Here is a 19108-nt window from a genome sequence, read left to right as displayed (position 1 = left end):
TCCATCGAATTCGACATCGGTTCCTCCTGAATCTGCTCGCTCTGCGGTGCTATGCGGGCAAGCTTTCGCTGTGGTCGTGTGCGACGGGATCACCCCGCCGAAGCCCGAGTCGACGAAGCAGTCCGAGCTGCGTTCCCGACATCGGCACACCGGCGGATTCCAGCCGTGGCAACGTGTCGAACGCGATGTGTTCCAGTACCTCGGGCAGCAGCATCGGCTGCAACACCACGCCGTCCGCGACACCTACCGAGTGCAGGTCGGTGAGCAGTCCGGCGAGTCCTGTCGGAGTGCCCACATAGGACAGGGAATCCGGGATCCATGGTTGTTCGAGATACGCGTCCAGCCGCGCCAGGCGGTCCCGGGCGGCGGGAGCGTCACGCGCGATCATCACCGCGATCTCGACCAGAACGCTGACAGTGGCCGGACCGCCCGCGCTTTCGGCCGCTGTTCTGACATGTGCGCTGCGCTGCGCGGCCTCGACCAGGTCGGGCGCCTGGATCCGTACCGTGGACTCACGTCCACCGGCGCGAGCGGGCATCGCGAGTCCCTCGGTCAGGTCCACCCACCCTTCGATATCCGGCGGCCATCGGTCATCGGCAAGGATCGCGGCGCCCGGATGATGACCCGCACCGGCCAGCTCGACTGTCACGCGCAGCGGCCCTTGGGGTCGACCGATGTCGAAGCGGGACATGGTTATACCTCCTCGAGTGTGTCGCGCGGTCTCATCGTGACCACCTGGACCGCGCGACGATCTACTGCGCCTACCCGGCGACCGGATCGATGACGATCGCGAAGGCCTTGTTCTCGATACCGCCGGAGCGATCGAGCGAGATGAACTTCTGCTCGGTGTACTCGTCGAGTGCGTCGGGGCCGCCTTCGCGGCCGAGCCCGCTTTCCTTGTAACCGCCGAACGGGTAGGCGGGGTGGATGACGTGCCAGTCGTTGACCCACACCATGCCCGCGTCGAGCCGACGGGCCACATCGAGCGCGCGCTCCTCCGAACCCCAGACACCCGCGGACAGACCGTAGTTGGTGTCGTTGGCGATCTCGACCGCCTCATCGATCGAGTCGTAGGTGAGCACCGTCAGGACCGGACCGAACACCTCCTCGCGAACGATCCGCATGTCGTTGGTGACGTCGACGAAGATCGTCGGTTCGACCCAGTAGCCCTTCTCGAATTCGGCGCCGGGCGGCACGCGTCCGCCCAGTACGGCGGTCGCGCCCTCCTGCGCGGCGATGCCGAAGTACTCGACGATCCGGTCGCGCTGGACGGCCGAGGCGATCGGCCCGATATGGGTGGTCGGATCGAGCGGGTCGCCGAGTTTCAGGGTCGACGCGCGAGCAACCAGGCGTCGCACGATGTCGTCACGCTGGTCGGCCGGCACCAGAAGTCTGGTCCCGGCCTCGCACGCCTGGCCGTTATTGGCCATGCAGGCGAACAGCGCGCCGTCGATCGCGATATCGAGATCGGCGTCGTCGAGCAGGATGTTCGCGCCCTTGCCGCCGAGTTCGAGTGTCACCCGGCGGATGGTGTCGGCGGACTGGCGCAAAATGGCTTTGCCGACCGCGGTCGAGCCTGTGAAGGCCACCTTGCGGACATGGGGATGTCCGGCCAGGTGCGCACCGACCGGTTCGCCGTCACCGGTGATGACATTGAGAACGCCCGCGGGCAGTCCGGCGGCCTCGAACTCCTTGGCGAGTTCGAGTGCGAGCAGCGGCGCGTGCTCGTCGGGTTTGAGGACCACGGTATTGCCCGCGACGAGGGCGGGAGCGATCTTCCACACCGTGGTCAGAAGTGGAATGTTCCACGGCACAATGGCTGCGACCACACCGATCGGCTCGCGCCGGATGATGCCCACCGCCGGGATCGGGCCGATCTCGGGGCCGGTGGTCTCCCATTCGTAGTTCTCCGCCAGCGACGCCAGATACTGGATCTGCGCCGCGGACAATCCGACGTGCAACGCGCCGGTGATGCGAATGGTCGCGCCGTTCTCCCGAGTCTGCAGGACCGCCAACTCGTCCACCCGGCCCGCCAGTCGCGCGGCGACATCGTGGAGCAGGGCCGCGCGTTCGGCAGGCGGTGTCCGGCGCCAGCCGCCCTCCTCGTGCGCGGCCTTGGCCGCGGCAACCGCGAGTTCGACCTCGGCCACGCCGCCCTTGGCGACCGTGGCGACCAGTTCCTCGGTCGCGGGACTGCGGATTTCGTAGTGTTCGGCGGTGTCGTGCCACTTGCCGTCGATATACAGCGGGTAATGAGGCGTACTCATCGGATGCTCCTCGTATGGTGTGAATTGTCGGACCGGACCGTGCGGATTCCGTTGCGCCTCATCCGATCTGCCGTTCTCGCCCCTGCCAGTAGGGTGCGCGGATCGTCTTCTTGTCGACCTTGCCCGCCGGATTGACCGGAATGCTGTCGACGAATTCGACCGTCTTCGGTGCGGGGACGCTACCCAGTGCAGCCTTGACGTGATCGATCAATTCACCCTCGGAGACCGAGGCGCCTGCTCTGCGCACGACCACGGCGTGCACCGCTTCGCCCCATTTGTCGTGCGGCACACCGATCACCGCCGACAGCGCCACTGCGGGGTGGGTCGACAGCACGTCTTCCACCTGCCGTGGAAAGACGTTGAAGCCGCCGCTCACGACCATGTCCTTCTTGCGGTCGACGATGTAGAGGAATCCGAATTCGTCGAGTCGGCCGACATCCCCGGTGTACACCCACCCTTCACGCAGGGTTTCGAGGTTTCGGGCCGTGTCCAGATAGCCGAGCATCTGCCCGAGTTGGCTCGAACAGATCTCCCCCACCTCGCCGACCGGCAGTGACCTACCGTCGTCGTCGCGGATGCTCACCCGGACCGGAAACATGGGCCTGCCCGCGGACGCGAGGCGCTCGACCCAGATCGGATCGTCGACGCGGTGCTCGTTCTTGCGCAGGCACGAGATGTAGCCCTGCTCGGTACCCGCGTAGGTCTGGATGAAGATCGGGCCGAAGACCTCGAGCGCCTCACGCAACCGTTCCGGCGCGATGGGCGATCCCGCGTAGATCATCGTCTCGAGTGAGGACAGATCGAAGTATGTGCGCTGCGGATGATCCAGCAGCAGGTAGATGATCGTCGGCACCACCGCCGTGGCACTCACCCGGTCCCGCTCGATACTGGCAAGCAGGCCGTCGACATCCAAGCCGGGCAACATGACATTCGTACCGCCCCGAATGAACGTGGGCAAAACGAAAATCTGCGTGAAATGGGTCAACGGCGCCCCGTGCGCGAATATTTCACCGAAACGAATGTCACCGATCTCCAGGCCCGCCGAGATACTGTATTGCGCCCACGTCGCGTGGGAATTCACCACGCCCTTCGGTTCTCCGGTGCTACCTGAGGTGAACAGCACATACGCCTCGTCATCCTCCCCCAGATCGACGGGTGGCCGCTTCGTCGGCTGATCCTCGATCAGGATCCGGTAGTCGACGGCCTCATTCGAATTCGCTCCTGGGATACCGCCGACGCGTATCAGGTTCTGCAGTTTCGGCAACCGCTCTCGGATCCCGGCGACTATCTCGTCGAACTGAGCGTGGTAGATAAGCGTGGTCGCATCGGTCTGCGCCAGGTTGGAGCGCAATCCTTCAGCGGCGCTGCGCGTGGGCAGCTGGACCAGTACGCCACCGGCCGCCCAAATGCCGTGCTGGGTCGGAATGAATTCCAGGCAGTTCGGCAGCAGCAGGCCGACCCGCTCCCCCTTCTGCACACCCAACCCGACGAGAGCGTTGGCGACACGGTCACGCCACTCCCGCATTTCCTGATAGGTGATGCATCGTTCACCGTCGATGATCGCGACCGATGAAGAGTAATAGGTGCACGCCCGATCCAGGACGTCCGGCAACGTACCCCACATATCAGGAGCCGACGAGGCTGGACGGATCGAAGCCTTCGACCCAGTACTCGGGGGTGATGATCGGCAGCCCGAGCTCCTGCAACACGGGGGTGTCGTTCCAGTAGGTGGTCTCCCGCGTGATCTTGCCGGTCGCGTCGAGCTGGTGCCAGGTGATGCCCTCGGTGGTCAGGGTACGGCCGCCGGTCGCCACACCGCGGTAGGTGTGCAGGCCTTCACCGGTCCAGTTCCAGCGGATCACCACGGCGGGATTGCCTCCCTCACCAGCCAGCGCGAAACTCTCGAAGACCTCGAACCGATGGGTACCGACCCCGTTGGCCGCGTCGGTGTTGGCGAAAGGCGCAAGCCTCGGGGCGAGTTCACCCTTGGTGATCGCCGTCGAGATCACGTGATCGCGGTCGGCGTGGTCGTCGTAGACCAGATCGTCGGCGTACAGCGCGACCGCGGTTTCGGTGTCGGTGGTCAACGCCGCCGCCCAGCGCGCGGCGTGCTCGTCGTGAGTGCTCATGATTATCGGAAATCCTCTCGGAGAGTGCGTTTTTCAGACGAGCGCGGGCGACGCGGTCACCGCGTGCGGGGTGACCGGCTGGCCCAGTTCGGCGACAGCGGTGGCCACGTCCCACAGGCTCGCCTCTTTGAGGATCAGTCCCTGCTCGTCGTAGACGTGGAAGGTGATGCCGCGGGTTCCCGGCACCTTGCCACCGGTCGGGACGCCGACGAAGGCTGTCGCGGTCGGCGCTTCCCAGGTCCAGCGGTAGATCGCGGACTTCTCGTCGCCGACGACCTCGTCGATGCGGAAGTTGTTGATGCCGATGCCGTTCTCGGTGTCCTTGTTCGCGTACGGGGCGAATACGCGAAGGAGTTCGTCACGATCGGTGATCTTCTGGCCGAGAATCGGATCCTCGAAAAGGAAACCGTCGGCGTAGAGGGCCACTACGGCCTCGGGGCTCTCACGGAAGGCCTTCAGCCACTTGACGGCAAAGAAATGACTCATGGAAGTTCGCTCTCCCTCGGTTCGTCTGGAACGGTTTCAAACGTATTGCGCGCCGGCGAGGAGAACGACCTCCTCTCGGAGGAAAAGAACTGCTCTAAGGGGGGAGACGGAGCTCACATCGTCGGTTCGACCCCGGCGACCCCGGGTCCGCCCGGCGGAAGCCCCTCGGACCGTCGTCCGACGCTTTTCTCCCCCTTCGTCGGGGTGAAATCACTCTTCCGGGAGGTGTGGGCGCCCTCACGTCATTGCCAGACTGACTGGACATCAACCGCGAGCAAAGGGTCGATCCATGAGCACTTTCGCCAACGCCGACGAGGTCTACAAATACATCGGAGGAATCTTCGAAATCGCGACCAAGGAAACATCTTTCGTCGAGGCGACGAAAGGCACCGGCTTGGTCGTCACATTGATCCAAACCGACCCGGACGCGATCCTGGTCATCGACTTTCCCGGACAGACGGTCACGACCGGCGAAGCGGCGAAAGGGCTCACATCGTCGGTACAGCTGCGGATGTCATCGGACAACAGCAACAAGTTCTGGCAGGGCAAACTCAACTTCACCCTCGCCATGGCCCAGCGAAAAGTGAAGCTCGACGGCAAACGCTCGGTGGCCCTCAAACTGCTGCCGCTCACCAACGGACTGTTCGACGTGTACAAGAAACTCCTCGTCGACAACGGCCGCGAGGATCTGCTGATCCGCTAGCCATTCCTGCACCCCGAATCCCCACGCTAGGAGTATCCATGCTGAATTTCGATATGACCGAAGAAGAATTCGAACCGCACTTCGAGAAAGCACAGCAGGTCTCGCGGTTCTTCCGTGAAATCGGCCCGAAATACGACGTCGAGGACAGTTTCGCCTACCCGTCGATCAAGGCTTTCAAAGAGTCCGGACTCGGCGCCCTTCCGGTGCCGAAGGAATTCGGCGGCCTGGGCGGCGGTCTGCTCCACGCGTCCAAGGTGATCACCGAGTTGTCTCGCGGCGATTCCGCGATCACACTCGCCTACAACATGCACTACATCATGGTCGGTATCGCCGGTAGCTTGATGAGCGAGGAGCAGAACAAGTATTGGCTCGGACGGGTCGCCGAGGGTGAACTCGTCTTCGGACCGTTCTCCGAGCAGCGGGCCGGATTCAGCGGCCTGGCCGATATGAAGGCGGTGCCGCAGCCCGACGGCGGCTGGCGCCTCTACGGCAAGAAGACCTGGGGCACCCTCTGCGAGGCCGCCGACATCATCACCACCAATGCCACCATCACCGACGCCGAGGGCAACCTGCCCGAAGACTTCGAGGCCCGAGTCAGCGCCGAAAGTCTGTTCATCGGCGACTTCACGGTCGACGAGGACGGCAACGGCGACGGTATCCGGATCGAAAAGACCTGGAACGCGCTGGGAATGCACGCCACCGGCACCCAGACCATCCATTTCGAGGGCTACTACGTGCCCGAGGAAGGATTCATCAGCGAGTGGCGATCCGGCGCGTTCGGCGTTCTGGAATGGGCCTCGCTGATGTTCGCCAGCATCTACCTCGGCATGCAGCAGCGAGTACTCGAGGAGTCACGCGCGGCGCTGTCGAAGAAGACCCTCGGCGCGACCTTCGGCGCGATCGCCGCCGCCGAGACCAAAGTCGCCACCGTCGGTCACATCATCGACGGCGTCGGTGACATGGCCTCGCGTGTCGAACTCTCACGCCGGGTGCTGTACCAGACATGTCAGGAGGTGATGGACGGCAAGGACGATGCCTGGCCGATCGAGCTCCGCTTCCCCTACATCGGTCTTGCCAAGACCTTCATCGCCGACAATGTGCTGCACATGACCCGGCATGCCATGAGCCTGGTCGGAGGATCGTCCTTCCGCAAGGGCACGATCTTCGAGCGCCTGTACCGTGATTCCGCGGCGTCGATGTTCCAGCCCCTGAACGCGGACCAGTCACGCACCTACATCGGCGAATTCCTGCTGCAGCCCGAAGAACTCGAGGACTGACCTTCCTTCGGCGATGCCCCCGGCCGAGAGGTGGCCGGGGGCATCGCCGTGTCGAGAACCGGCCAATTCTCCGCTCTGCCGACCAGAGATCCGCCGCTGTCGTCCGAATCATCACGCGTCGACCTCGCGACCATGGTGACTTGATTGATGTAGACGATCACACTGGCCCGGGCGGAGGTCACGGACTCGATCGCGGCCCTGCGGGGATCGCCAGCATGGTGACCCGCTTTTCCTTCGCGGCGGGAGCGACCACGGTGTCCGCGAGCCGGGTATACGTATCGAGGAAGTCGCCGGTCAACAGAGTCGCGGCAACGGCGAGATCACGATCGACGTTTTCCGGGGTATAGGACAGAATCGCTACCGCGCCGTCCGAGCGACCCGTGTCACGGTTCCGCGCGCCGCGGCCAGCGCCCGATCGGCCGAGCGTTGGACCGATAGTTGAGACGAAACAGTAACCGCCGCAGCGATAATCGCTACGGCACCTGCCGGAGTACATTTCGCGTCATCGCGGAATGCACCGAACCTATGGGGTGAATCACCGATCCGCGCTATACCTCGGGGGGGAATCGCGGTACTCGTCCGGGGGATATCGATAGTGACGAGAGATGGCCCGAAAAGGCCCTGGAGGTCGTGCCTTTCGCACGTCGGCCGCACGTAGACGTGTCTTGTCGACGTGTTCGCCGAGTCGGACATACTCGGAGGTCCGGGCTCCCCCTTTCGCGGGAGTTACCACCCCCGATCGGAGAGGGATGAGTTGTCACGCCCGCGATGCGTTCCGAGGAGTCGCTACTTTCCGCCCAGCGACCACGCGATGGCCTGGGAACGGTTGGCCGCGCCGAATTTCCGCAGAATGTGCTTGACGTGAGATTTCACCGTTCCCTCGGTGATCACGAGACGCTCGGCGATCGCACGATTGGTAGCGCCGTCGATCATCAATTCGAAGACCTCGGCTTCCCTGGACGTCAGGTCTCCGATGTCTCCGTAGCTGGACGAGACCGTCGTCGGCGCGACGGACCGCTGCTCACCGTCGGCGGGCCGGGCCATGCTCATACCCGACTCGCACAGGTCGTCCATCCGATCCACGGCGGCGACCACCAGATCCCGCATCTGGTCGCGCTGTGTCCGAAGCTTTTCGAGAAGGACGGTCCGCTCGTAGATATGGTTGAAGCCATCGGTGAATGCCCACAGGATGTCCCGATCGGATTCATCGACGCGCCGGGCCGCTGAATTGTGGTCGGCATGGATGAACCCGACGACGGCGTCACCGTGCATCACGGGGGCGACGACGTAGGAATTGGATCTGCCCGCATCGATGATCAGCGGCCGGTACACGCGGGCGCTCGTAGTGTCGAGCACCAGCGACGGGCGCCGCTTGGTCAGCAGTTGCGACTCCGGGGCGCCCACGACGAGCGGGATATTCTCGTCGATCCAGTCCGAGAACCACGATTGCGCCCCGTCATCGGCGAAATGGGCCCTCCACGGCATCCACGCGCTGCCTTCGACACGCGAGAGCACCGCGCGCTGGAATCCACAGCGCAGCACGATCTCCTCGCACGCGACATCGAGTAGGCCCGCGGTATCCGGGATACCACGCATTCGGCTCAGCCCGGCAGCACAGTCGGCCAGCCGCTGATTGCGTTTGGCCGTATCGAACAAATAGAGGTCGATCGCCAGCTGTTGCAGGTCGACTATCAATCGGCACAGTTCGCCCGCCGTCGCGGTATCCGCCGATTTGATATCGCGAAGCCGATCGATGCACAGATGTACGAGATTCGCGACCACTTCCGCCGATCGCCACGGGCCGTCCCATTCCACTCGTGGGACCGCGACCGCGGTCTCGCTCGCGACGAATACCGCGTCACGCAGCGCAGACAGCCGACCGATCAGCTCGTTCTCCCGGCGGCGCCATTCCTGCCGCACCCGTCCGACGGGGCTGCTGCCGACATGTTCGCTGGCCATGGCAACCGCCACGATCACACCCGCCGTTCGTTGTTCTTGGCGCGTACATAGCGCGCGATCGCACCGGCACGATTCGGCGTGCCCATCTTGTGCAGAATGTGCTTGACATGCGATTTGACTGTGCTTTCGGCGACCGTGAGCCGGTCGGCGACCTGTGCGTTCGTCGCACCGCTTGCCAGCAGGGCAAGCACTTCTCGTTCCCGGCCGGTGAGTCGGGCGAGGATTTCAGGCGCTGACCGCTCGGGGGTGTCGATGGACGTGATCGCCGTCGCCACGCGCGCGGCGGGCCCCGGCAGACGTGCCGGTTCGTCCCGCGACGTATCGACTATCCGCTCGGCGGCGAGGAACACTCTCGACAGATGTTCCCGCTGCTCGATCAGCCTGGATTCGAGAACGGCGCGCTCGTAGATGAGCCCGACCCCTTCGGCGAAACCTCGGATGCTGTCACGGTCGGCGGCGGTGAGTGGACGCCGTGACAGATAGGTGTCGGCATGCAGCAGGCCGAGCACGGCACTGCCGGTGACGATCGGCGCTACCACATACTCCCCGGTCCGCGAGATGTCCATCAGTGGGCGGTAGGTCCGCGGCTCTCGCTGCGCGTCGCTGACCAGCGCGGCGAGCCGACGGCGTACCACCTCCGCCTCCACCATCGGTGAGGCGAGTGGTATCTCCAGGGCAGCGATGTACTCACCGAGTTCTCGATGGAACTCCCAGTCCAGGCCGTCCGACAGGAACAATCTACGTGGCGTCCAGATCGACCCGTTGATACCGGAGATCATCGCGCGATCGAATCCGAGAGACACGCACAATTGCGCCGGCGCCGAATCGAGGACATCTTGCGCGTCGGCCTTGTCACGAAGTCGCGCCAACGCCTCATAGATCCGGCCGGGCGCGTAACTCGGCTGCGCAGAACTGTGCTTGCGCAGAGTCGCCTGCACCGCGTTCAGGTCGCCGAGTAGCTCACAGAGTTCGGCGGTAGTGGCGGATCCAGTACCGACGGCGGCCAGTCGCCGACTCACCCGCTCCATGGTCCCGCCGAGCAGCAGCTGTGCGTATGGCTGACTCGCACTACTCCAGGACGCTTGTTCGGCCAATGCCACGACCTGCGCGTTCAGCTCCGCGATCCGGTCGACCACCGCGGCAGATCCCGAATGCGACACAGCCATCGTTGCCTTCATCGTCTTCGAGTTCTCCCAACAGCCGAGAGGGGCCATCGGCTCGACTTTCCGGGTTTCGGTCGAACTCGGCCGAAACCGTCCCAGAAACACACCCGCACTGACGATGTGTTCCGCGATTTACTTACGGAGACATGATGGGTGATCTGCATCACGCTGTCAAGCGGATCGGGATCTAACCATGAACCCACGGCACAGACATTTGTGATGATCGCCCGGCCGTCGCCACCAGGATTCACAGCAGGAAGCGGTTCACCACACTAGTGAACGATGATTTACTAACATCATGGCCTTGCACGACGCCCTAGCGGCGCGACTGACAATTCCCGCCATCGCGGCGCCGATGACCGCGGTATCCGGACCCGACCTGGTGATAGCCGCCTGCCGCAACGGCGTGATCGGCTCTTTTCCGACACACAATGCCGACAGCACGGCCGAACTCGACGCATGGATGCGCCACATCACCTCCGCGCTCCACGCCCCCTCCGACAGCCCCGTGGCCCCGGTCGCGCCGAATCTGGTCGTTCATCGCACCAATACCCGACTCGCATCCGACCTGGACTGCCTCGCACGACACGGAATCGAATGGGCAATTACCAGCGTCGGCTCACCGGCGCCGGTAATCGAGCCGCTACACGACATCGGTTGCCGAGTGCTCGCCGACGTCTCGAGCATGACGCATGTCCGCAGCGCCATCGACGCGGGCGCGGACGGGCTGGTACTTCTCAGCGCGGGGGCGGGCGGTCAGACCGGATGGGCGAATCCGTTGGCCTTCGTCCGTGCCGTCCGGCCACTTTTCGACGGCCCGATCGTACTGGCCGGAGGGATCACCGACGGCGCGTCCATCCTCGCTGCCCAAGTGCTCGGCGCGGATCTGGTCTACCTCGGAACCAGATTCATCGCCACTTCCGAAAGTCTGGCGTCCCCCGACTACCGCGCGGCGTTGATCGAAGCGACTCTCGATGACGTGGAGTTGTCCACCCGGGTCGGCGGCATCCCCGCCAGCCTGCTGACCAGCTGGCTGCGCAGAGACGACGCGACCACCGCGACCGAGGCCGACGGATTCCGCCAGGACCGCCTGCTACACAACCGGACGGCATGGAGCGCGGGACACAGCGTCGCGGGCATCGAGGCTGTCACCTCGGTCGCCGAGCTGATCGGCACGCTCGTCGCACAGTACGAACAAGCCCGCATCGATCTGGCGGAGTTCGCACCTCGGCCACAGGCCGGTATCCACCGACAATCCCGAGCCAACACGCACTAGTTATCCGGCAATCATGAACTCTTCATGAGAGTTGAGTGATTCAGCACGCGCTCGCGGCAAATACACAGCTCAAGGCTAATTGTTCCCACGTCGGCAGAATTGAGTTAGTGTATCGCCATTCACTAGTGGCGGAATCGGGGCTCGCTGCCCGGTGATCGCGACATACGAATCCAGACGAAAGGCGCACGGATGCCGGTACTCAAGTCCGAGATCGACACAACGTCGTCGGTATACCTCCACAATCACCGGGTGCAGTCCACCGCGGTCGCGGCCCTGGACGAACAACTGACACTGGTCGCGGCCGGAGGTGGGCAGCGGTACGCGACCCGCCATCACGATCGCGGCAAACTGCTGGTACGCGAGCGGATCGAGTTGCTCATCGACCGCGACGGCCCGTTCATGGAGCTGTCCGCGCTGGCTGCGTGGGGTACCGAGTTCAATGTCGGCGCGGCGATCGTGACCGGTGTCGGGGTGGTGTCAGGGGTCGAGTGCATGGTCATCGCGCACGACCCGACCGTGCGCGGCGGCACCATGAACCCTTACACGCTGCGAAAGAATCTGCGGGCGTTGGAGATCGCGCGGGTCAACCGACTACCGGTGGTGTATCTGGTCGAGTCCGGTGGCGCCGACCTCCCGACGCAGTCCGAACTGTTCGTCCACGCGGGACGGATCTTCCACGAGCTCACGCGCCTGTCCTCGATGGGGATCCCGAGTGTCGCTCTGGTGTTCGGCAATTCGACCGCCGGTGGCGCCTACGTGCCCGGTATGTGCGACTACGCCGTGCTGGTGGACAACGCCGCCAAGGTCTTCCTCGGCGGTCCCCCGCTGGTGAAGATGGCCACCGGCGAGGATGCCGATGACGAGGCGCTCGGCGGCGCGGATATGCATTCGCGCGTCTCGGGATTGGCCGACTACTTCGCGGTCGACGAACGCGATGCCATTCGCCTCGGCCGCGATATCGTCTCTCACCTGAACTGGCGCAAACTCGGTCCGGGCCCGAGCGTGCCCGCCGACGAGCCGCTCTACGACAGCGCCGAGTTGCTGGGGATCGCTTCCGGTGACCCCCGGGTTCCGTTCGATCCGCGAGAGGTGATCGCGCGGATCGCCGACGGGTCGCGATTCTCGGAATACAAACCCCGCTGGGGAACCAGCATCGCGACAGGCTGGGCATCGATCCACGGCTACCCGGTCGGCATCCTCGCCAACACACGCGGTGTCCTGTTCAGCGACGAAGCCAAGAAGGCCACCGAATTCATCCTGTTGGCCAACCAGACCGACACTCCGCTGATCTTCCTGCACAACGTCACCGGGTTCATGGTCGGCACCGAATACGAACAGGGCGGAATCATCAAGGACGGCGCCAAGATGATCAACGCCGTCACCAACAGCGACGTGCCCCACATCAGCATCAATATGGGCGGATCGTTCGGCGCAGGTAACTACGGAATGTCGGGGCGTGCCTACGATCCGCGTTTCATGTTCACCTGGGCCAACGCCAAACTCGCCGTCATGGGCGCGGCCCAGCTGGCCGGGGTGATGTCCATCGTCGGCAAGGCATCCGCCGCGGCGGCCGGACGCGAATTCGACGCCGAGGCCGACGCGGCGCGCACCGCCGCGATCGAGGCACAGATCGAGAACGAGTCACACCCGTTCTTCATCTCCGCCCGCATCTACGACGACGGCGTGATCGACCCGCGCGACACCCGCTCGGTGCTCGCGATGGCGCTGTCGGCAACCCATTCCAACACGATCGCCGGCCGCCGCGGCTTCGGCGTCTTCAGGATGTGAGCACCACGATGCCTGCTATCACCAAACTCCTCATCGCCAACCGCGGCGAAATCGCCTCACGCATCATCCGCACCGCGCGGCAGATGGATATCTCGACGGTGGCGCTGTATTCCGACGCCGACCGTGACGCACCGTATGTCCACGAAGCCGACGAATCGATCCACCTGCCCGGCACCGCTCCAGCCGACACCTACCTGCGTGGCGACCTGGTGCTCGACGCTGCCCGACGCACCAGAGCCGACGCGATTCACCCGGGCTACGGATTCCTCTCCGAGAACGAACAATTCGCACGTGACTGCGCCGCCGCTGACGTGATCTTCGTCGGTCCTAGCCCGTCTGCGATCGCGGCCATGGGGTCCAAGATCGAAGCCAAAACCATGATGGCTGCCGCCGGGGTGCCCGTACTGCCCGGCGCGACCGTCGAAACCGAATCCGACGAGGACCCCGAACGTCTGGGCGCGGCCGCGGCCGAGATCGGTTTCCCGATTCTGGTGAAGGCGGCATTCGGTGGTGGCGGGCGCGGTATGCGTATCGTGACAGAACAGGCGGAACTGCTGGAGGCGGTGCGTAGCGCACGCCGCGAGGCCGCTTCGGCCTTCGGCGACGGCACCGTGTTCCTGGAGAAGTTCGTGCCGTCACCGCGACATATCGAGGTGCAGATCTTCGGCGACAGCCACGGCACTGTCGTCCACCTCGGCGAGCGCGAATGTTCTATCCAACGCCGATACCAGAAGATCATCGAGGAATCCCCCTCCACCGCCGTCGACGACGCGCTGCGCGACGAACTCGGCCGAGCCGCCGTCGCCGCAGGCAAAGCCCTGGCCTACGAAGGCGCTGGAACCGTCGAATTCGTGATGGCACAGGATGGTTCGTTCTACTTCCTCGAGGTCAACACCCGATTGCAGGTCGAACATCCCGTCACCGAACTCGTCACCGGCCTCGACCTGGTGCGCGGTCAATTGCTCGTGGCCGCGGGCAATCCGTTGCCCGAAGAAATGCTCGACGCCCGGCCGAAGGGTCACGCGGTCGAGGTCCGCCTCTACGCCGAAGACGTCGCGGCCGGATTCATCCCGGTATCGGGCACACTCACCGTCCTGGAATTCCCGCACCTCGACGGCGTCCGCGTCGACGCCGGATTCACCTCCGGTTCCCAGGTGAGCACCTTCTACGATCCGATGCTGGCCAAAGTGATCGGTTACGGCCCAGACCGTGACACCGCATGTGCCCTGGTCGCCCGCGCGCTGGTCGAGACCCGCGTGCACGGCGTGACGACCAACCGGGATCTGCTCGTCGGCATTCTTCGCGAACCCGAATTCCGTTCCGGCGCAATCGACACCGGCTACCTCGATCGCCACGATCCGGTCGAGTTGATGGCGGCGGCAGCGCACGGCAGCGCCGAGACAGCCTCCGCGACCCATGCGCTGGTGGCCGCGCTCGCCGCGCAGGCGGATCGACGTGCGCGAATGACGGTACTGCCGGGCCTGCCTTCAGGGTGGCGGACGTTGCCCACCGCGGCGCAAACGGCCACATTCACCGTCGACGAGCACGACCTCGACGTCGAGTACCGATTCGGACGCGACCGGCTCACCGCGCGGGTCAACGCGTGGCAACCCCGCGAGATCGAGATCATCGACGCACGCGCGGACTTCCTCGATGCGAACATCGACGGAGTGCGACGGCAGTACCGCGTCAGCCAAGCCGGCGCGATCCACTACGTCGACAGCGCGCTCGGCTCGACCGAATTGCGCGAGACCGAACGATTTCCCGATCCCAGCGACATCCAGGAAGCCGGTTCCCTTCTCGCGCCGATGCCTGGCACCGTCGTACGCGTCGAGGTCGCCGAGGGCGATTCCGTGCGAGCCGGTGACACCGTGATCGTGCTGGAGGCCATGAAGATGGAACACGCTATCCGTACCCCGGCCGACGGCATCGTCACCAAAATCCCGATATCGGTCGCCTCCCAGGTCGACGCGGGCCGAGTACTCGCCGTGGTCGTCGACGAACAGGGCGAACACGCATGAGCGAGGTAGTGCGCTACGAGGTGCGCGACGAAATCGCCTGGCTCACGATCAACCGGCCCGAGGCACGAAACAGCCTCGACAAGGCTGTTCGAGAAGGGCTGTTCGACGGCGTGCGCCGGTTCAACGACGACGAGAGCGCCAAAGTACTCGTCCTCACCGGGACCGGTGACAAAGCGTTCTGCGCCGGAGGCGATCTCAAGGAGATGTCCCAGAACCAACTCACCATCCCGCCGATCGATTTCGTTCCGCAGTTCGGCCGAAATATCGAGGTCCTCAAGCCGACCATCGCCGCGGTCAACGGTGCGGCCTTCGCGGGTGGCTTCCTGTTGGCGCAGACCTGCGACCTGTGTGTCGCCTCGACCACGGCGACATTCGCCATCTCCGAGGTCAAGGTGGGACGCGGATCGCCCTGGGCCGCACCACTTCCGCTGATGATTCCGCGACGGGTGGCGCTCGAGATCGTGCTGACCGGCGAGCCGATGTCGGCGGCCCGCGCGCACGAGATCGGCTTCGTCAACCGACTCGCCGAACCCGAGCAGCTCCACAGCACCGTGCAGGCCTTGGCCCGTCGGATCGCGCAGAACGCACCCCTCTCGGTACTGGCAGGCAAGCGGACTGCCGCACTGACCACCGAATATCCACTCGGCGAAGCGTTCGAACGCGCCGAGCAGATCTGGGCGCCGGTGTATACCAGCGAGGACGCCCAGGAAGGTATGCGGTCCTTCGCCGAGAAACGTGCTCCTCGATGGCAGGGGAAATAGATGGCACTGGACTACCGAGGTCTGCTGAACGATCTCGAACAGGAATCCGCCCATCTGATCGCGCACCTTCGGCCGCTGGAGCAGCGGACATGGGAGACGTCGACCCCCGCAGCCGGGTGGGCCGTCCGTGATCAGATCTCCCATCTCGCGTTCTTCGACGATTTCGCTCACCTCGCCATGACCGACGCCGACCGTTTCCGGATCACGTCCGCCGAACTGGTGGCGCGGGGAGAGGATTTCCCCGATCGGGTGGCCGCGGACCATCGCCATCGGACACCCACCGACCTGCTGGACTGGTTCGCCCGGTCACGTTCACGGCTGATCGCAGAATTCTCGAAGGACGATCCGAAGCGGCGGTTGCCGTGGTTCGGCCCCGACATGAGTGTCGCCTCCTCGGCAACCGCGCGCCTGATGGAGACCTGGGCACACGGCCAGGATGTCTACGACACGCTGGGAGTCACCCATCCCACGAGCAATGGGCTGCGCAGCATCGCACACCTCGGCGTGAGCACCTTCGGATTCGCGTTCCGCCTCAATGGTCTCGAGGTTCCGGACGCAGCGGTCCGCGTGGAACTCCAGGCGCCGGACTCGAACGAGACCTGGACCTGGGGTCCTGAGACCGCCGCCGACCACGTGGTCGGGGCCGCGGAGGATTTCGTTCTCGTCGTCACCCAGCGCCGACACCTCGATGACACCCGCCTGACCGTCCGAGGAGCCGTCGCCGAGTCCTGGATGAAGATCGCCCAGGCTTACGCGGGCGCGCCCGCAGGCGGACGTCCGCGCCGGATGACCACTGCCCGAAGGGAACTGTGATGACCAATTCGACGACACCGCGCCGTCCAGTCCGTATCGGCAACGCCTCTGCGTTCTACGGCGACCGGATCGCCGCGTTCCGCGACCTGGTGGAAGGCGGTCCCATCGATGTGGTGACCGGCGACTACCTCGCTGAGCTGACCATGCTGATCCTCTGGAAAGCCAAGCAGAAGGACCCCGAAGCCGGTTACGCGCGAACATTTCTCACGCAGTTCACCCAATCCGCCGCACTCTGCGCCGAACGCGGGATCAAAGTGGTGGTCAACGCGGGTGGCCTCAACCCCTCCGGTTTGGCGGACAGGGTGCGCGCCGTCCTGCACGAGGCCGGAATCGATCTGTCCGTCGCCCATATCGAGGGTGACGACATCGCGCCTCACCTGCCGGAACTCTTGGCGGCCGGTCACGAATTCCGACATCTCGACAAGAACATCACTCTCGAAGAATCCGGCGCGCAACCGATTTCGGCAAACGTCTACCTCGGCGGCTGGGGTATCGCCGCCGCCCTGGCCGGTGGCGCCGACGTGGTCATCACCCCGAGAGTCACCGACGCGGCGTTGGTGGTCGGGGTCGGCGCCTGGTGGCACGGTTGGCAACGCACCGACTTCGACGCCCTGGCCGGAGCGGTCGTTGCCGGGCACATCATCGAATGCGGCCCCCAGGCCACCGGGGGAAACTACTCCCAGATCCACGAGATCACCGACCGCCGATACCCGGGTTCGCCGATCGCCGAACTCGCTTACGACGGCAGTTTCGTCATCACCAAACACGCCGATACCGGTGGACTGGTCGTCCCGGGAACGGTGATCGCACAGTTGCTGTACGAGGTTGCCTCCCCTGCCTACACCAATCCCGACGTCGTCGCGCATTTCGACACACTCGCACTCGCGCAGGACGGGCCCGACCGCGTCCTCGTGCGCGGGACGACCGGCTCGGCACCGCCTCCCACACTCAAGGTCGCCATGAACTACATCGGCGGCTACCGCAACACGATGACCCTCGTGCTCACCGGACTCGACATCGAGGAGAAAGCACGCTGGGCCACCGAGCAACTCTTCGCGACCCTGGGCGGACAGGAATCGTTCGACGAGGTCGATGTGCAGTTGCTCCGGTACGACACGGCCGCACCGACCCGCCTCAGCGAGGCGACAGCGCATCTACGCATCACCGTGAAGGACCGCGTCCGCGCCAGGGTCGACCGTGCGTTCTCCGACGCCGTCCTGGAGTTGTATGTGGGTGGATACGCAGGTTTTCACACGACAACCCCACCGACATCGGCCTCCGAATTCGGGGTGTACTGGCCTAGCTCCATTCCCGCCGCCGACGTCGAACAGGTCGTCGTACACGCCGACGGCAGCCGAGAGGAGATCCCACACAGCCCTCGTGCCGACCGACCGCCCACCGCCCACCGCCGGACGGGCAGCGCTAGGGGTGGCGTAGCGGATTTCGGACCGACCACACGCCGACCACTCGGGTCGGTGGTCGCGGCCCGCTCGGGTGACAAGGGCGGCAATGCCAACGTGGGGGTGTGGACCGACACGTCCGAACAGTGGGATTGGCTGCGAACTCACCTCACGATCGAGCGATTCCTCGAATTGGTCTCCGAGGCAAGAGGACTCGTCGTCCACCGCTACGAGTTCCCGAACCTGCGGGCCCTGAACTTCGTCATCGTCGGATTCCTCGGCGACGGAGTCGCTTCCTCGACCCGTACGGATCCGCAGGCCAAGGGACTCGGCGAGTTCCTGCGCGCGACCTACACCGATATACCGGACAAATTCGTTCCAGACGCCCGGTATCCCGGTTGTTCGCCCTCTCAGCTCCCCGGCGGCCTGTAGTCCGGTGCGCGACGCACAGCGTCGTCGACCTGTTCCGGTGTCAGCAACGGGATCGAGTGCGACGACGCGGCACCGGAGGCAGCCGTTCGTATCGCCAGAGCAGCGGCTGCCTCGTTGTCGGGCACCGTGCCGGTGACGTACAGATCATGCGCGCCCAACGCGAAGTAGCAGGACTCCACTGTGCCACCGACACTTTCGACCGCGCGCACGATCGCATCGCGTCGCGCCGCCCCTCCCTCCTCCACCAGACCGCCCGCGCCCGTCGACGAGTAGGTGACCTCCCACAGAAATCGCTGCATATCACCCTCCAGAGTCAGATGAATACATTCGCGGTCATCGTCCACCCGGAAGTCCCGCGTGAACAAGCACCGACTCGGCGCGGCGGCCCAACTCCGCGCAGACCTGCGCGGAGACCCTTCGGCATCGCAACCCGCCGCTGGTTCGATCGACATGAGCGCCGGTGCGAGAGGGTGACACAGCAATTCCTCGTGGGGCCGACCTCGGGTTCCTCCGATGTAGGCTTCGATCACAGCCTGGATAGTCGCATCGACACAGCGACCCCGCGCACCAGAGCCCCACGCCTTCGCCGCGACGGTTTGGTGAGGGGTTCCGCAGAACGAGCCTCGATTCAGC

The 19108-nt window shown here is 64.7% G+C and carries 16 protein-coding genes; 8 read left to right on the top strand and 8 right to left on the bottom strand.

All coding sequences use genetic code 11. The annotated features are described in order from the left end of the window. Positions 1 to 49: 49 nt before the first annotated feature. The 5 genes from DAT37_RS22095 to DAT37_RS22075 all read right to left on the bottom strand — a co-directional run bounded on the left by DAT37_RS22095 (position 50) and on the right by DAT37_RS22075 (position 4882). Complete coding sequence (locus DAT37_RS22095) at positions 50 to 691, bottom strand: hypothetical protein (protein WP_157978611.1); 642 nt, start codon at positions 689 to 691, stop codon at positions 50 to 52. 70 nt (positions 692 to 761) lie between these two features. After that, complete coding sequence (locus DAT37_RS22090) at positions 762 to 2267, bottom strand: aldehyde dehydrogenase family protein (protein ID WP_109526736.1); 1506 nt, start codon at positions 2265 to 2267, stop codon at positions 762 to 764. 58 nt (positions 2268 to 2325) lie between these two features. Further along, positions 2326 to 3891, bottom strand: a complete 1566-nt coding sequence (locus DAT37_RS22085) for an AMP-binding protein (protein WP_109526735.1) — start codon at positions 3889 to 3891, stop codon at positions 2326 to 2328. Position 3892: 1 nt separating this feature from the next. After that, positions 3893 to 4396 (bottom strand): ketosteroid isomerase-related protein, encoded by a 504-nt coding sequence (locus DAT37_RS22080; RefSeq protein ID WP_109526734.1) that lies wholly within the window; start codon positions 4394 to 4396, stop codon positions 3893 to 3895. Between the two features lie 33 nt (positions 4397 to 4429). Further along, a complete protein-coding gene (locus tag DAT37_RS22075) occupies positions 4430 to 4882 on the bottom strand; it encodes a ketosteroid isomerase-related protein (RefSeq protein ID WP_109526733.1) in 453 nt (150 codons plus the stop codon). Positions 4883 to 5171: 289 nt separating this feature from the next. On the opposite strand from DAT37_RS22075, the gene DAT37_RS22070 reads away from it, so the two are divergent. Both DAT37_RS22070 and DAT37_RS22065 read left to right on the top strand, forming a co-directional pair. Continuing rightward, positions 5172 to 5585, top strand: a complete 414-nt coding sequence (locus tag DAT37_RS22070) for an SCP2 sterol-binding domain-containing protein (protein WP_109526732.1) — start codon at positions 5172 to 5174, stop codon at positions 5583 to 5585. Between the two features lie 38 nt (positions 5586 to 5623). After that, positions 5624 to 6862, top strand: a complete 1239-nt coding sequence (locus DAT37_RS22065) for an acyl-CoA dehydrogenase family protein (RefSeq protein ID WP_109526731.1) — start codon at positions 5624 to 5626, stop codon at positions 6860 to 6862. A 786-nt stretch (positions 6863 to 7648) separates the two neighbouring features. Here the strand turns inward: DAT37_RS22065 and DAT37_RS22060 are convergent. Further along, complete coding sequence (locus DAT37_RS22060) at positions 7649 to 8821, bottom strand: helix-turn-helix transcriptional regulator (protein WP_109526730.1); 1173 nt, start codon at positions 8819 to 8821, stop codon at positions 7649 to 7651. Between the two features lie 14 nt (positions 8822 to 8835). Continuing rightward, positions 8836 to 9987: a LuxR family transcriptional regulator gene (locus DAT37_RS22055; protein ID WP_232839921.1), complete on the bottom strand. Its 1152-nt coding sequence runs from the start codon at positions 9985 to 9987 to the stop codon at positions 8836 to 8838. Positions 9988 to 10282: 295 nt separating this feature from the next. On the opposite strand from DAT37_RS22055, the gene DAT37_RS22050 reads away from it, so the two are divergent. The 6 genes from DAT37_RS22050 to DAT37_RS22025 all read left to right on the top strand — a co-directional run bounded on the left by DAT37_RS22050 (position 10283) and on the right by DAT37_RS22025 (position 18475). Beyond that, positions 10283 to 11260, top strand: a complete 978-nt coding sequence (locus DAT37_RS22050; protein WP_109526728.1) for an NAD(P)H-dependent flavin oxidoreductase — start codon at positions 10283 to 10285, stop codon at positions 11258 to 11260. A gap of 189 nt (positions 11261 to 11449) precedes the next feature. Next, complete coding sequence (locus DAT37_RS22045) at positions 11450 to 13048, top strand: acyl-CoA carboxylase subunit beta (RefSeq protein ID WP_109526727.1); 1599 nt, start codon at positions 11450 to 11452, stop codon at positions 13046 to 13048. An 8-nt stretch (positions 13049 to 13056) separates the two neighbouring features. After that, complete coding sequence (locus DAT37_RS22040; RefSeq protein WP_109527322.1) at positions 13057 to 15069, top strand: acetyl/propionyl/methylcrotonyl-CoA carboxylase subunit alpha; 2013 nt, start codon at positions 13057 to 13059, stop codon at positions 15067 to 15069. After that, a complete protein-coding gene (locus tag DAT37_RS22035; RefSeq protein WP_109526726.1) occupies positions 15066 to 15830 on the top strand; it encodes an enoyl-CoA hydratase/isomerase family protein in 765 nt (254 codons plus the stop codon). Before DAT37_RS22040 ends, DAT37_RS22035 begins: the two co-directional genes overlap by 4 nt. Then, positions 15831 to 16643 (top strand): TIGR03084 family metal-binding protein, encoded by an 813-nt coding sequence (locus tag DAT37_RS22030; protein WP_109526725.1) that lies wholly within the window; start codon positions 15831 to 15833, stop codon positions 16641 to 16643. Next, on the top strand, positions 16643 to 18475 hold the full coding sequence (locus tag DAT37_RS22025) for an acyclic terpene utilization AtuA family protein (RefSeq protein WP_109526724.1): 1833 nt from the start codon (positions 16643 to 16645) through the stop codon (positions 18473 to 18475). The genes DAT37_RS22030 and DAT37_RS22025 overlap by 1 nt, the downstream gene beginning before the upstream one ends. Here the strand turns inward: DAT37_RS22025 and DAT37_RS22020 are convergent. Then, positions 18454 to 18774 (bottom strand): GYD domain-containing protein, encoded by a 321-nt coding sequence (locus DAT37_RS22020; protein WP_109527321.1) that lies wholly within the window; start codon positions 18772 to 18774, stop codon positions 18454 to 18456. The genes DAT37_RS22025 and DAT37_RS22020 overlap by 22 nt on opposite strands. Positions 18775 to 19108 lie beyond the last annotated feature (334 nt).

Source organism: Nocardia aurea (assembly GCF_003123685.1).
Lineage (GTDB): Bacteria > Actinomycetota > Actinomycetes > Mycobacteriales > Mycobacteriaceae > Nocardia > Nocardia aurea.
This window is presented reverse-complemented; position numbering and strand designations above follow the sequence as displayed.